This is a genomic window from Rhizobium sp. 57MFTsu3.2, from assembly GCF_012932765.1.
GTDB classification, from domain to species: Bacteria; Pseudomonadota; Alphaproteobacteria; order Rhizobiales; family Rhizobiaceae; genus Rhizobium; species Rhizobium altiplani.
Genome location: NZ_JDWI01000021.1, coordinates 71268 through 84204, shown reverse-complemented (window position 1 = coordinate 84204; position 12937 = coordinate 71268). Strand labels below are relative to the sequence as shown.

Annotated in this window: 12 protein-coding genes and 1 pseudogene; 4 read left to right on the top strand and 9 right to left on the bottom strand. The window is 62.1% G+C overall.

Annotated elements, in window-relative coordinates; all coding sequences use genetic code 11:
* Position 1 precedes the first annotated feature (1 nt).
* The 3 genes from AF71_RS20955 to AF71_RS20945 all read right to left on the bottom strand — a co-directional run bounded on the left by AF71_RS20955 (position 2) and on the right by AF71_RS20945 (position 2823).
* The gene (locus AF71_RS20955) at positions 2-1231 is read right to left on the bottom strand and encodes a multidrug efflux MFS transporter (RefSeq protein WP_169682895.1); all 1230 of its coding nucleotides are present in this window, start codon (positions 1229-1231) and stop codon (positions 2-4) included.
* Positions 1228-1905 (bottom strand): YbhB/YbcL family Raf kinase inhibitor-like protein, encoded by a 678-nt coding sequence (locus AF71_RS20950; RefSeq protein WP_169682893.1) that lies wholly within the window; start codon positions 1903-1905, stop codon positions 1228-1230. Before AF71_RS20950 ends, AF71_RS20955 begins: the two co-directional genes overlap by 4 nt.
* 87 nt (positions 1906-1992) lie before the next feature.
* Positions 1993-2823, bottom strand: a complete 831-nt coding sequence (locus AF71_RS20945; protein WP_113471788.1) for a helix-turn-helix domain-containing protein — start codon at positions 2821-2823, stop codon at positions 1993-1995.
* A gap of 168 nt (positions 2824-2991) precedes the next feature.
* Between AF71_RS20945 and AF71_RS20940 the strand changes: the two genes are divergently transcribed.
* Entirely contained in the window at positions 2992-3336 is a 345-nt protein-coding gene (locus AF71_RS20940) for a nuclear transport factor 2 family protein (RefSeq protein ID WP_169682891.1), read from the top strand.
* Between the two features lie 130 nt (positions 3337-3466).
* Here the strand turns inward: AF71_RS20940 and eco are convergent, their stop codons facing one another.
* Positions 3467-3970: a serine protease inhibitor ecotin gene (eco, locus tag AF71_RS20935; RefSeq protein ID WP_169682889.1), complete on the bottom strand. Its 504-nt coding sequence runs from the start codon at positions 3968-3970 to the stop codon at positions 3467-3469.
* Positions 3971-4138: 168 nt separating this feature from the next.
* Here eco and AF71_RS20930 point away from each other — a divergent pair.
* Positions 4139-5573 (top strand): annotated as a pseudogene (locus AF71_RS20930) (amidohydrolase family protein).
* A gap of 170 nt (positions 5574-5743) precedes the next feature.
* Positions 5744-6424, top strand: a complete 681-nt coding sequence (locus AF71_RS20925) for a redoxin domain-containing protein (protein ID WP_169682887.1) — start codon at positions 5744-5746, stop codon at positions 6422-6424.
* A gap of 51 nt (positions 6425-6475) precedes the next feature.
* On the opposite strand, the gene AF71_RS20920 is transcribed toward AF71_RS20925, so the two are convergent.
* Positions 6476-7420 (bottom strand): AraC family transcriptional regulator, encoded by a 945-nt coding sequence (locus AF71_RS20920; RefSeq protein WP_169682885.1) that lies wholly within the window; start codon positions 7418-7420, stop codon positions 6476-6478.
* Positions 7421-7498: 78 nt separating this feature from the next.
* Between AF71_RS20920 and AF71_RS20915 the strand changes: the two genes are divergently transcribed.
* Positions 7499-8326, top strand: a complete 828-nt coding sequence (locus AF71_RS20915; RefSeq protein WP_169682883.1) for an oxidoreductase — start codon at positions 7499-7501, stop codon at positions 8324-8326.
* A gap of 183 nt (positions 8327-8509) precedes the next feature.
* Here AF71_RS20915 and AF71_RS20910 read toward each other — a convergent pair whose 3' ends face one another.
* From AF71_RS20910 to AF71_RS20895, 4 genes are all read right to left on the bottom strand, one after another.
* On the bottom strand, positions 8510-9313 hold the full coding sequence (locus AF71_RS20910) for a hypothetical protein (RefSeq protein WP_113471778.1): 804 nt from the start codon (positions 9311-9313) through the stop codon (positions 8510-8512).
* Positions 9310-10611: a hypothetical protein gene (locus AF71_RS20905; protein WP_018116222.1), complete on the bottom strand. Its 1302-nt coding sequence runs from the start codon at positions 10609-10611 to the stop codon at positions 9310-9312. Before AF71_RS20905 ends, AF71_RS20910 begins: the two co-directional genes overlap by 4 nt.
* A gap of 193 nt (positions 10612-10804) precedes the next feature.
* Positions 10805-12295, bottom strand: coding sequence for a hypothetical protein (locus tag AF71_RS20900; protein ID WP_169682881.1), 1491 nt, complete (start codon positions 12293-12295; stop codon positions 10805-10807).
* A gap of 211 nt (positions 12296-12506) precedes the next feature.
* Entirely contained in the window at positions 12507-12836 is a 330-nt protein-coding gene (locus AF71_RS20895) for a hypothetical protein (protein ID WP_025661062.1), read from the bottom strand.
* Between the last annotated feature and the right edge of the window lie 101 nt (positions 12837-12937).

Sequence of the window (12937 nt, the reverse complement as noted above, 5' to 3'; positions counted from 1 at the left end):
GCTACCTCGCCATCTGTTTTGGCCGCACGAGCCACGCGTAGGCAGCGCCGGCAATCAAAAGCACGCAGGTTCCGAGGAACACCGCCCGCATGCCGATATGGCCGCCGACGAAGCCGCCGAGCACCGGACCGGCGACCTGACCGACATATTGCGAGGAGACCGACAGCCCGAGGATGCTGCCGGCCGCACTGTCCGGGACATTATGGCGGATGACCGCGGAGATGCAGGGCAGAAGCCCGCCGAGCGCGATCCCCATCAGGAAGCGCAGGATGATCAGCTGCCAGGAGCTGGTCACGAATGCCTGCGGGATCAGCAGCAGGCCGGCGACGGCAAGGGCACCCGCAATGACCGGCCAGTGGCCGATCCGGTCGGCAAGCTTGCCGAGACGCGAGGCCGACAGGATGCTCCCGAGCGCTGCCGCCGACATGACGATGCCTGCTATCATCGTCACCCTGCCGGGATCTTCCGCCAGCTGCGCGACGTAGACGGTGATGATCGGCTCGATCGACATGTTGGCGAGCATCAGCAGCATGCCGGTGGCGAGCATCGCAATGACGGGACCCTTGTCGGGGATCGAGGCCCAGCCGCCGCTTGCCTTCGCGGCCTGCTTGCGGGCAGGGGACTTCTCTTCCTTGATCAGGAAGGTGGTTGCAAGGAACGCCAGGAAAATCATCCCACCGGCGGCGAGGAAGGTGTTGCGGATGCCGATCAACGGCGGCAGCGCGCCGCCGATCAGCGGCCCGACGAGGTTGCCGGCCATGATGCCGGAAGCGAGTACACCGAGCGCCCATGCGGATCGATCCTTCGGCGTCTGCGTCGCAACCAGCACCATCGAGCCGGACGAATAGCCGCCCGCAAGGCCGACGAACAGGCGCAACGCCACCAGCTGCCAGACGTTGTCAGCCATGCCCATCAGCGAGATCGCGACCGTCATCCCGGCGCTGGCGCGCACCAGCATCAACTTGCGCCCGTAGATATCGCCAAGCCGGCCCCAGAGCGGCGCCACGAAGGCGGCGGCCAGAAAGGTCGCGCCATAGGCGATGCCCGACCACTGCACGATCGCCGCGTGGTTACTGACCCCAAGCTCCTCGACATAGAGGGGCAGGAAGGGCAGCAGCAGCGTCATCGCGACAATCGTCGTGAAGGAGCCGAGCAAGGAAATGACCAGATTGCGCTTCCAGTAGATCGAGCCGCTCTCGACAACGGCTGCGTCCCATTTGGTATCGGTCATTTCGTGGCCTTTGCATTGATCGTATAGGTCAGTTCAGCCGCGCCGGAGGCAAGGACATGTCCCTTTGCGGCGGCAAGAAAATCGGCGCGGGTGAAGGCGTCGGGAAGCGGGAGCCTTTCGGTGTCGAGCGCATAGACCGTTACGCGGTAGCGATGGATGCGGAGATCGTTCCACGGTGGGCACGCGCCCATATAGCCGCCGTAGGGACCATCCTTCAAGAACCCAGCGAAGCCATTCTGGCCGCGGCGGCCATGATCGGTCATCTCCAGTGGCAATCCGCCCGGCGGCAAGCCGTCGCCATCGGCTCCTTCGGCGAGCTTTGTGACCGTGGCCGGGATGTCAGCAAGGATCCAGTGCGTGAATTCCGTCCGGGGCAGGTCGTGCGCGATCACCGTTCCGTCCTTGTTGAGCAGCGAGAGGTCTTGCGGCACATCCGGATCGGTCATGGCAAGCGCATAGGACCGCGTGCCTGCCGGTCCCTTCGACCAGGACAAGGCTGGGCTCTTGTTCTTGCCAGCCGCCGCCTTGCCGTCGGCCGCGATGCAGGAAGCGTTCTGCTCCGGCAAGGTGCCGCCCTTGCCGCTCTTTTCGAAGGTGACCGTCAAATCCGAGGCGAGGGTCGGCAACGCGCCGAGAGCAAGAATGAGGGTCGCTGCCGTTATCGTTTTACGCATGAGCGTGTCTCCTTTTCGATGAGACAGCTCTAACAATCGTGATGATCGCCTGATGCGCAGAAACGCTCAAAGAATTGTCGGAAAAGCTCAAACATTTGCGACGTGCTGCCTGGCTCGCATGCGCTCGGCGAAGCGTCGCGGCGAACGATAGCCGGCCGCAAGCGCCGCCTCGCGGAGCGAGATCCCTTCCTCCGAGAGCAGCGTTGCCGCAAGGTCCACACGCACCTCCGTCAGCAGGTCGCGCAAGGACGTCGATTCCGCCGTCAGCCGGCGCCGCAACGTCGCGTTGCTGGTGCCGAGCTCGGCGGCGATCGCATGGGCGGTCCAGGACTTGTCCGGCTGCCAGCGGATGAGCGAGCGCACCGCGTCGCTCGTTGTCTTCGGCTTGACCGGCAGGACGCCGCGCATGCCAAGCACCGTCAACACCTCCATCACGCGATGTTCGATCAGCAGGGCAGGCAGCGTCCCGCTCGTCAGGCCCTCGCCGGCATGGTGGATCGCGGCAGCAAGAACCGTGTCGAGCGGCAAATCGATCGGCCGAACCGCCCGCTGCGGCGGGAACGAACGCGCCGCCCGCGCGACAAGTTCGTCGGGGAAGCCGATGAAGATCGCCCGGTAGACGCCGCTGGCAGGATCAGGGTCATTGACGACATCGCCGCGCCAACCGCCGGGCAGGACCAGAACGGTGCCCGCGCCAAAGCGCATCTGCCGTCCCATGGTCACGAGTTCCTTCGAACCCTCGACGATGACCACGATCGAAGCGCGCGGAAAGGCGCAGCCGGCGATGCGTTCGCGCTCTCGGGTCACGAAGGTAAAGAGCGCGGAGAACTGCTCCGCCACCTCAGGCAACGCCCGCGGGCGGTTGTCCTTGGCGGCAAGCTTCTGCAGCCGCTCCAACATGGTTTGCGCTTCCGACATGCGATCGTCCGTCATCGATGATGGCGATGATCTTGAACCATCGCCGCAGACTTTCCAAGCCGCCAGTGGTGCCGCAGTTGCCGCAATGGGCTTGAGATGCTATAAATCCGATTGCAAAATGCAATCGGATTTTGGGGCGAGGCCACTGACGCCGAAAGGATTTGTGCCATGGACACCCTGCAAACATCGCGCGAGCAGACCGTTCGCGGGCTCTACGATGCCTATCTTCAGGGCCGCAAGGAGATCGCGGCCGGGATGCTGACGGAGGACTTCACCTTCTCCAGCCCGCGCGACGATCACATTGATCGCGTTGCCTATTTCAGCCGTTGCTGGCCCGAGCCGCCGCCATTTCGCGAGATCGAGATCGAGCACCTTGAGATCGCGGACGACGAGGCCGTGGTACGCTACCGGGCCGAAAAGCATGACGGCAGGGCATTCCGCAACATGGAGGTCATGCTCTTCAGGGGCGACAGGATCGCCTCGGTGGACGTCTATTTCGGTCGCAACGTCTAGAACATGTCCCTCGAAACGGGAGCAGGCCCGAGACATAGGCGAAAGGGAAAACGGAACTCGGTAGCGGGCCCGCGCCAGGCGTCCCGGACTTGCCGCCGAACACGATATTAGCGATGCGCGACGAGTTTCGTCAGTCTGTCGTTCTCTCTCGGCCCGCTCTCCAAATCCGGTACCGGATTTCCACGTCGACGGGTGCAAACACCACGAGGGGAAGCCTGCTGTTGTATCGCAAGAGCGGCTCGTCCGAGCTCCGCACGAACGTTTTCTTCTTGGTATTGTCCGGGCACGCCATCCGCGTACTCGCGACCGCGCCAACTCCGGTAACGACGTAGTAGTCATATCCCCAGCCATCGACCGTGCGCTTCTCCAGCTGGGAGCCGATGGTATGTCGATTGCAATCCACCAACTCGGTTCGACCGACGATCACGCCAACCCGGCGCGCATCTTCGTCGGAACGCTTCGGCAGGAAGATAACGTGTCGTTGCTGGCCCGCTGGCGCCTCGGGAAATGCCTTCAACTCGTCCCGCGCCTGACGGGGCTCCGCCGCAGAAGCCCCACTCACCGCAAGCGACAGAAAAACCAGAACTGAAATTGAGTATTTCGCAGCTTTACCCGCCCAAAATGAAGTTGCCATTTTTCACCCTTCTACCCGCAATGGTGGTCGAGGTTGGGTTGCCGATACAGCTATCGCTTTCACGTGACGCCCGTCCAGCTTGCATACCCAGACCAAGTGCCCGTAGATTATCCAGAAAGGCCATGTTAGCGTCGGGTTGTAGTTCAGCGCCTTGAGATGGAAAAAGCAATGCTTCGTTTAGGCCGGAAGTATAATCGCTTAGCGTCAACGGCGAGCTGCGGATGTGCAAACCCGGAGCTCCACAGGGTCTCAAACCACCTCGCGGATTACTCTCGCAGAAGTTTCTGAAGACTGTCGGGCCGCGATCGCGGCAGGCCTACCAGGTCTGGCAAGCGCGCAGTCTTCGCCCCCGCAAAAGCTGATGCTGCGACAGGCTCGTCTGTTTGACGGCAAGACAACTACCCTGCGAAACTCGGTCCAGATACTGATCGAAGGCAATGTGGTGTCGTCCATTGACGCGAACGGCAATCCTCCGCCCGCCGACGCGACGGTTATTGACTGCGCTGGCAGGGTCGTGATGCCGGGCCTGATCGATGCCCATTGGCATTCGATCTTTGCCGCGGTGCCATTGAACGTTCTTCTTGCAGGTGATCCCGGCATAATTTACGCCGCGTCGACTGCCGAAGCAGAGCGGACCCTCATGCGCGGGTTCACCACCGTGAGAGACCTGGGCGGGCCCGTCTTCACCTTCAAACAGGCAATCGACACCGGCATCATTCCGGGTCCCCGCATCTTTCCTGCGGGGGCAATGATCACCACGTCCGGGGGGCACGGCGACCTCAGGATGCCGTCGGAAATACCCGCGAAAGATGGCCAACTCAGTGTCGGCGAATTGCTTGGCGCCTCGGCGATCGTCGATGACATCGGCTCACTGAAGCGGCGCGTCCGCGAGCAACTCTTGCAGGGCGCGTCCCATATCAAACTGGTGGGAGGCGGCGGTGTCTCCTCGCCTCGCAGCCCTCTCGACATGACGACGTTCAGTGAAGATGAAATCCGGGCCGCCGTCGAGGTGGCCAGGGATTGGAACACCTATGTCACGATCCACGCTTACGCTCCCCGTACCGTGCAGCGCGCTATCGCGGGGGGCGTCGCCTGCGTCGAGCATGCCCGTTTGATGGATGAGGACACGGCAAGAATGTTCGCGGACAAGAACGTCTGGCTGAGCACCCAGCCGTTTCTGAGCATGGAAGACGCCGCGTCGCAAACGGGTCCGGGTGTCGAGCGCGTCAAGCAGCTGTTTGCCAGCACGCCGAAGGTGTACGACTACGCCAAGAAGTACGGCATCAAGCTTGCCTGGGGATCGGATGTCCTCTTCTCGCCGCAGCTGACGCCCCGTCAAAACATCATGCTGACCCATTTGTCCAACTGGTTCAGCAATGCCGACGCGCTGAAGATGGCAACCTCGGTTAATGCCGAGCTGCTCGCTCTTTCAAATTTGCGAACACCCTATACGGGGAAACTCGGGGTTATCGAAGAAGGGGCACTCGCGGATGTGCTGGTATGGAACGGAAATCCGCTTGACGATATTCGATTGATCGAAGCACCGGAAAAGAATTTGTCCGTCATCATCAAGGATGGCCGCGTCCACAAGAACGTGCTGTAGTCACGCCACGTCGGCGGCGGAAAGCTTGCGCGTTTCGCTGCCCTCTTATCCCAAGCCTCGCACTCCACCCGATTGCACCGTGAACATAGCGAGTGGTGCCGTGGCGTGATAGGTGTTGGACTTGGATCAAGCCCAGCATTCACCTGAACTCCTAGCAAAGGACAAATGCCATGGGAGACCAGAAGCGCCCGCTCCGACCAGGGGAATACGCTCCCGCCTTCGCACTTCCCTCGGCAAATCAAAAAGGAACGGTCTCACTCGCGAGCCTCCACGGTCAACCTTTTCTGATCGCCTTCTTCCGCGGGTTGCACTGCCCGTTCTGCCGGCGTCAGGTGGGGCAACTCGGTAGTCTACAGCCTGCCCTGCGCGCCGCGGGGGTGGAAACAGTTGCCGTGATCAACACGCCGGTAGAGCGCGCCCGCATTTATTTCGAGCACCGGCCGACGCCGGCCGTGCTCCTGTGTGACGAGGCTTGCTCCACGCACCAGGCCTTCGGCGTGCCGCACGGTGAGTTCCTGCCCGAGGACAGCGGCGAGAAACCAGTATGGCCCTATCGGGCAAGCATGGAGCAATTCGAGGCCGCTCGCATTAACCCGACGGGTGAATTGCCGGAAGCGTTACACCCGATGGCGGCCAACGCCTTACTCAACGCCAAAGACGACTTCGAGCTTACTGACGTCGATCATGCCATCTTCGCAAGCCACCCCACACAGCTTGTCGGGCACTTCCTCATCGACGGCGATGGCATCGTTCGCTGGGTGCAGATTGAAGCGCGCGACGGGCCTGACAGCCTCTGCATCTTTCCAAACGCGGCGGAAATGCTTGCCGCTGCCAGCAGCCTCCGACGCTGAAGGCGTTGCATCTCCGACATTCGTCACGCATTTGCGCCGCTACCGGACACCTCATGGTCGCGAGGCAAGCTCGCCGAGGTGACTGCGGACCCATTTCACCTCCTCTGAGGCGGTGCGGCGGAAGTGCCTTTTGAAGTCGCGGCTGAATTGGGCTGGGCTGAGGTAACCAACCGACAGCGCGGCCTCTGCGATCGTTTTTTCCTGGCGCGCCATGATCAGCCTTGCTTCGTGAAGCCGCATCGCTTTGACGTATTGCATCGGGCTGCTGCCTGTCAGCGCCTTGAAATGTGCGTGATAGGAGGGGACGCTCATGCCCGCTTCCTGCGCGAGCGCAGTCACTGAAATTTCCGAGCTGTAGGTTTCGCGCAATCGGGCGAGGCTTTGGACGATCTTGCCGGAGGTGCCTTTCTGCTGTAGCGCCGCAATCATGTGTGCGCCCTGCGGGCCGACGAGGATGCGATAGTGCAACTCGCGCAGGATGCCTGCGCCCAGAACCACAATCTCCATGGGATCGTTGAGCACTCGCAACAGGCGTAGCACGACATCCTCGATGTCGGGTTCCATTCTGCTGGACATAAGACTTCTCGCCGCGGTGCCCGCCGGTCCGGAACGCCGTGCCTCGACGTGCGAGGCGATCTCGGCCGCGAGCTGCATGTCGAATTCGAAATAGACCGCGAGCAGGGGGCATTCTGCGCTGGCTACGGATTCCATCCGGAACGGAACCGGGACCGAGACCGCCAGATAATGCTCTTCGTCGTAGAGATAGACCTCGTCTTCAAGCATTCCCTGCTTGCGACCCTGCAGCACGAAAACCGCACCAGGCTTGTAGAGGACGGGGATGTCGTGGAGGACCTCTTCGGTCCTGAGGATGCGGACACCGTGAAGCCCCGTCGGATTGTAGCCGTGACGCGGGGCGAGGCGTCCGGCCAGTTCCACAAGCTCCCGGCGCCTTGATGGCGCACCCTTCGCATTTATAGGATTTGGCAAGACATTCATAGTTTCCGCAATCGATGAACCTGTAGGGAAAGATTATCAGTCAAATGAATATCACCAATCAAGAAGAGATTGTCCACCGTGTCACAGAAGACTTTCTTCATCACAGGCGCGAATTCCGGGTTCGGCCTGGCAGTCGCGACGGCAGCCAGCGAACAGGGACATACCGTCATTGGCACCGTCCGCTCCGAAGCCTCGCAAGCAAGGCTTGCGGAACGCCTGCCGGCGGTCCGTTCCGTCCTTTGCGACGTGACCGAATTCGACAGGATACCGGACGTCGTCGAGCAGGCTGAGAAAGACCACGGCCCGGTCGACGTCCTGATCAACAATGCCGGTTACGGTCACGAAGGGCTCCTCGAGGAGTCGCCGCTCGACGAAATGCGTCGTCAGTTCGACGTGAACGTCTTCGGCGCTGTTGCTGTTGCCAAGGCTTTCCTGCCGCGGTTTCGCGAGAGGCGCCGCGGGTTCATCGTCAATGTCACGTCGATGGGCGGCATGATCACCATGCCCGGCATCGCCTATTACTGCGGCAGCAAGTTCGCGCTTCAGGGAATATCGGAGGTGATGCGTGCGGAAATGGCGCCGTTCGGTGTCCACATCACCGCACTCTGCCCCGGCTCGTTCCGGACCGACTGGGCCGGCCGCTCGATGGTAAGGACTGAGCGGTCCATCGACAACTACGACGCGCTGTTCGATCCGATCCGAGAAGCGCGGCAAGCAAAAAGCGGCAAGCAGCTTGGCGATCCCAACAAACTCGCGGCAGCCGTGCTTAGCCTCATCGAGTCTGCCAATCCTCCACCGCAACTCCTGCTTGGAAGCGATGCGCTCAAACTCGTGTCTGACAGGATCGAGCGCCTGCAGCAGGAGATTGAGGCTTGGAAATCCGTCACGGTCTCGACCGACGGGTAATAGCGCAATGACAAAGGTGGCCGCGGTTCGGATTTCCGATCACGCGGTCTGCCGCTCTCCTCATACTGAGGAGCGTTTCGAGCCGTAAGCAGTCGTTGTTGGCACTCGTTGCGTGTTGCCGAGAACAAGGCGCGGCAAGAGAATCGGAAGATCGCCACGTGCTTTAGGGCATTGGCAGGCTGCCTATTTCGTCTTCCTGGACACCACCCCCACAGCCGGCGCCACCAGCGCGAATTCCTTCATCTCGTCGGGAGACAGGTAGTAGAGCCTGTCGGGGGGCGTTTCCATGGCGTGGATCCAGAGGTCCGGCTTGATTCCCATGTCGTCGAGATGTCGGGTGATATCGGCGGTGGTGCGTTGGGCTTCGGACATGGCGAGATCAGGCGACAGCTTCTCCCTGGTGGCGTTGAAGACCTGATGTACGCCGATGACAGCATCCTTGTCGGCCGTACGGACGACGCCGCCGGCCATGACGATCGGGCAGGAGGAAACACAAAGCGCGCCGCTGGCGACGCTGGTCGCGATCTTGCGTTCGCGGATAACCGTGGAGATGGCGATCGCGTCGCCAATCGATCCGCCTGGCGAATCGAGCGCGACTGTTTTGACGTACTCGCCACGGGCCCGGATTTCGGCGTCAAAGCGTGCGGCCGCGCCGGGTTCGATCGTGCCCTGCGCAAGGAGCACGCCGTCCGCCCGCAGTTCGAAGCGGATCGGCCTCATCAGGACCTCGGGGTCCGCGGTGATCTCGGCAGGTGCGTTTTGGGGTTTGCCCTGCGTGAGAGCCGGCGGAAGCATGGGCAGGGCACCCGGCGTAAGTGGATCGGAGGCCGGACTGTTGGGACTGGCGGAGCTGATCTCATGCCAGTCTATCACCACGAAGACGGCGGCTGCGGCGAGGAGAGCGTGGAAGGCATGCCGCATCAGCGTGCCGTCATCGGCGGAGAGCACGTAGTCCTTCAACCTTTGCCCCGCCGTTTCCAGTCTCATGCCGGCGGTCCTTTGCGTGGTCCTTTGCCTGACAGGTCGAAGCTTGCGACATTCGACTGGTCCGCCGCTTCACTGCGCTCTGCAGCATCCATGGCGGCCTCGACGTCGGCACCCTGCTGCTGGATCTCACGCCTCACTTCCAGCGCCTGCAACAGTTCGGCTGCGGTAATCCGTTCGGCGAAGGGCAGGCGCTGCTCCTGCTGGCGCAGCGTCGAGTGGACGATCGACAGCATGAAGATCAGCACCGCCGGCAAGATATCGATCGAGATGGCGCCGGCCCAGCTGGGGATGAAGTCGCCGGCGTAGCGCAGCACCGCTTCGGCCGAGGAGAGTGGAACGAACCGCCGTTCGGACACCGGCTTGCGCTCGAGGATCTGGTCGGCTGCCTGTGAGAGCACCTTCGATTGTGCCGCGACGGAGGATCGGATCGTTTCCATCACCTGGTCTTGCCGGGTGACAAGATCCGCCTCGCGTCCATCCGCCACCGGAGCGATGAAGCCGAGCGACAGGTCTTCCGCCGCGCGCTTGACCGACGGCGCGATCGAGGTCTGCTCCAGCGAGGTGATGACGCCGGAAAGCCCGACGACTTCGGCAGCGAACTGATCGGCGCGCGGATTGATCGCGCCCGGCGCCGACACCAGCGTCCGCATCGTCTCGAGATGCTTGCGGCCCGCGTCGAAGAGCGTCGTCACCCGTTCGCGCGAGGCGTTGATGCCGTTTTCGAGCTCGGTCAGCTGCGAGGCCATCTGCGACAGGAGCTGCACGACGCTGCCGGCCCCGGTCGTACCGGTCAGCGCGCCGGTCTCGCGTTCCTGGTCGGCGAGGCGCTGGAACCGTTCCTGCGTGCGCTGGATGTCGGGCAGCAGGCTCTGGGCAGCGAGGGCGTTCTGATGCGCCTGGTCGAGATCGGCCGTGTAGTCTTCCAGCGTTTCGGCCAGATGCTGTTCGAGCGCCGCGGAACCCGCCAGCGCGGCCGCGTTGAGCCAGCTCGACATGGCGATGATCATCGCGCAGCCGAGCGCCATGACACCGAGCATGGCCGTCCGCCCGCCTGTACTGGTCACGTGCGGATAAAAACGGGCCATGTAGGTCCAGAAGGCGTAGATCGCCACCGAGACGGCGCTGGAATAGATGAGCGCCGCGAAGAACACGGCGGTTGCCGATCCGTCGAGGATGCTCCGCACGCCGAGATAGGTGTAGACGCCCGAGGCGAGCGCCAGGATCGCGAATGCGAACCGGGTCATGGTCTCGACGGATTCGATGCCTTCCTGCAAGCGATGCGACGTGCCGAGCGCCATGGTCTCCTCCGGGCCAATGCATGCCTTCCGAAAGCGCGCAGCCGTTCGGGGCAAGGACATGCACATGAACAAAGACCTAAGGCAGGTCGCGTAAGTCTTTGTTCACGCGATCGGCCTTAGCCCCTTAAGAAACCAATATAATACCGGCAAAAGCAAGGCTTGGCATCAGGCCGAAGCCTGACGCCGTCAAGCCTTATTCGGCGGGCGTGCTGTCGGCCGACGGCGCACGCAACGACTTTTCGGAGATGTCGATCATCGGTGTGAAGCCTGCCGCCGGCATGCGGACTTCGTCGCGGTCCTCGAGGGCGGCGGTGGGGACCACGACGCCCGGCCGTTCGCTGCGTGCGACTTCGAGCTGGCCAGTCAGGATGGCGCGCTCGGCGCGCAACTGCCGGATCTCCGACTTGGCAATCTCCAGGCTGGTGCGCAGCTGGCCGATTTCGTAGCGATCGGAATCCATGCGCGTATCGATGTCGCGGCGCAGCGCATCGGCATCCCGGTCGCGGCGCACGCGCAGGCTCTCCGCCTCACGCAGCTTCAGCGTCAGCTCGTTGGTCTGCGTGGCGAGTTCGCGGCGGGCGGACTCGCTCTCGGCGCCGGTCGTGCGTGCGCGCTGCAGTTCCTCGGCAAGGCGCTCCGAGCGGGAGAGGGCGGTGACGAGTTCCGATTTGACGCGCTTGAGATCGGCGCGGGCTGCCTGCAGTTCCTCATCCGTCATCTTGTTGCGGCCGTTTGCCGTGACGAGCAGCTTCTCCACGAGTTCGGCCTTGGAGCCGATCGCCTCGTGCTTCGTCGTCAGGTGGGCGATCTCGAGCGCCGAGGAGGCCTGCAGGGTCTCGTGCTCGACTTCGAGCCGCTTGTGGCGCTCCTCGAAGAGGGCGAGGTCCTGCTTCAGGCTCGCAACGGCCATCTGCAGGTTGCGCACCTGGGCTTCCTGTTCGATGAGGCTGGATTTCAGATGGCTGCGTTCCTCGTTGAGACGGGCCATTTCGCGCGCCTGGGTGCCGTTTTCGCGGCGCGAGGTTTCGATGAGCAGCTGGTGCGCCATCGTCTCGTTGTCGAGCTTTTCGCGGGTGGCCGAGAGTTCGCGGCTGCGCTGGTCGAGCTCCGTCTGGGCGCGCTTTAGGAGTGTCGAGGCTTCATCGAACTGGATGGCGCGATCCGTCAGTTCACGTTCGGCATCGAGCAGCCGGTTTTCGATGATCGTGAATTCTTCGCGCGTGACCTGATGCACGCTCTGCAGCTTTGTCAGCTCGTCGCGGAAGGCGTCGATCCCGGAGCGAAGCTGCGCGTTGTCGGCGTAAAAAGCCTTGTTCTCGGCAGTCAGGCGAAGATTGTCCTGGTCCGCCTTTTGACGCGCATGGCTTTCGTAGTCGAGAAGCGAGCTGATGCGCGCGCATTCGGCGCGGAGCGCACCGGTCTCGTTCAGCGACTGGCTGTGAGTGCCGAGCAGTGAGGAAACGCGCTCCTGTAGCGATGTGAGGCTCGACAGCAGGTCTTCCGACGTCCGCTGGTTTTCCTCCAGTGCCGAACCGAAAGCAGCGAAATCGTTGACGTCAGGGATAGCATAGCGCAGCGGCTCTTCGGCGGCCGGGCGTTGATCCGTTATCGAAGCGGGTCGGTATCCTGTTGTCGACAGCGACTTGCCGCCGTCTTCTGCGCGACGAAAAAAACTCATGACCATGACTTATGCCCCAAAAGTACCTGTCAAAACGCCGGCGAAATATGGATTTCAGCTAATTAAGCGACCTATCGAAAATTGCCTTGATTCCGTACCCGCATGCTGTGCGTGCATCTAGAAACGGCGGCGCGGTCGCTGTCAAAATACGCAAGATGACAATCAACAGGTTTGAGGGGCTGACCTGTGACATTCGCGCAACAGCCGCCTGGCGACCTTATTCCTCAGGGAGAATCCGCATGCCGTCCGTCTCAAGCTCGCTACCGAGTTCGACACTTTTCGTCTGCTTGTCGTAGACGCAAAAGTAGCTAACGAAGCCGTTCGCGCCCTTCGGTTTGCCGGTTACAAGGGCGATGCCGTAGTGCTCGCTGCCGAACGGATCGACGACTGCATGTGGAAACTCGATCGAGGCGCGCGCCGCCTGTTTGCACTTGGCTTCAACCTCGGACGCGAACTCCTGCCAGGCGTCGCCTGAGGAGGCGCGGGCGGTTCCCGCCGCAGCGATTGCCATGGCAAGTATGCAAAAGCGGATTTTATTCCTCTGCATCTGAAAAGCCCGTCTTCCAGCTGTTGTAAAACTCGCCCATGATCAGCGATTTAGGGCTGCAAAGCCAAGTGCTTGGCGAAGGCAATTTTTCCTCTCTGCCC

Bases quoted from the DNA above. Each gene is read 5' to 3' on its own strand.
- AF71_RS20955 (WP_169682895.1), bottom strand. From the start codon at position 1,231: ATGACCGATACCAAATGGGACGCAGCCGTTGTCGAGAGCGGCTCGATC.
- AF71_RS20910 (WP_113471778.1), bottom strand. From the start codon at position 9,313: ATGAGACTGGAAACGGCGGGGCAAAGGTTGAAGGACTACGTGCTCTCC.
- AF71_RS20920 (WP_169682885.1), bottom strand. From the start codon at position 7,420: ATGAATGTCTTGCCAAATCCTATAAATGCGAAGGGTGCGCCATCAAGG.
- AF71_RS20945 (WP_113471788.1), bottom strand. From the start codon at position 2,823: ATGTCGGAAGCGCAAACCATGTTGGAGCGGCTGCAGAAGCTTGCCGCC.
- AF71_RS20940 (WP_169682891.1), top strand. From the start codon at position 2,992: ATGGACACCCTGCAAACATCGCGCGAGCAGACCGTTCGCGGGCTCTAC.
- AF71_RS20950 (WP_169682893.1), bottom strand. From the start codon at position 1,905: ATGCGTAAAACGATAACGGCAGCGACCCTCATTCTTGCTCTCGGCGCG.
- eco (WP_169682889.1), bottom strand. From the start codon at position 3,970: ATGGCAACTTCATTTTGGGCGGGTAAAGCTGCGAAATACTCAATTTCA.
- AF71_RS20925 (WP_169682887.1), top strand. From the start codon at position 5,744: ATGGGAGACCAGAAGCGCCCGCTCCGACCAGGGGAATACGCTCCCGCC.
- AF71_RS20900 (WP_169682881.1), bottom strand. From the start codon at position 12,295: ATGGTCATGAGTTTTTTTCGTCGCGCAGAAGACGGCGGCAAGTCGCTG.
- AF71_RS20905 (WP_018116222.1), bottom strand. From the start codon at position 10,611: ATGGCGCTCGGCACGTCGCATCGCTTGCAGGAAGGCATCGAATCCGTC.
- AF71_RS20895 (WP_025661062.1), bottom strand. From the start codon at position 12,836: ATGCAGAGGAATAAAATCCGCTTTTGCATACTTGCCATGGCAATCGCT.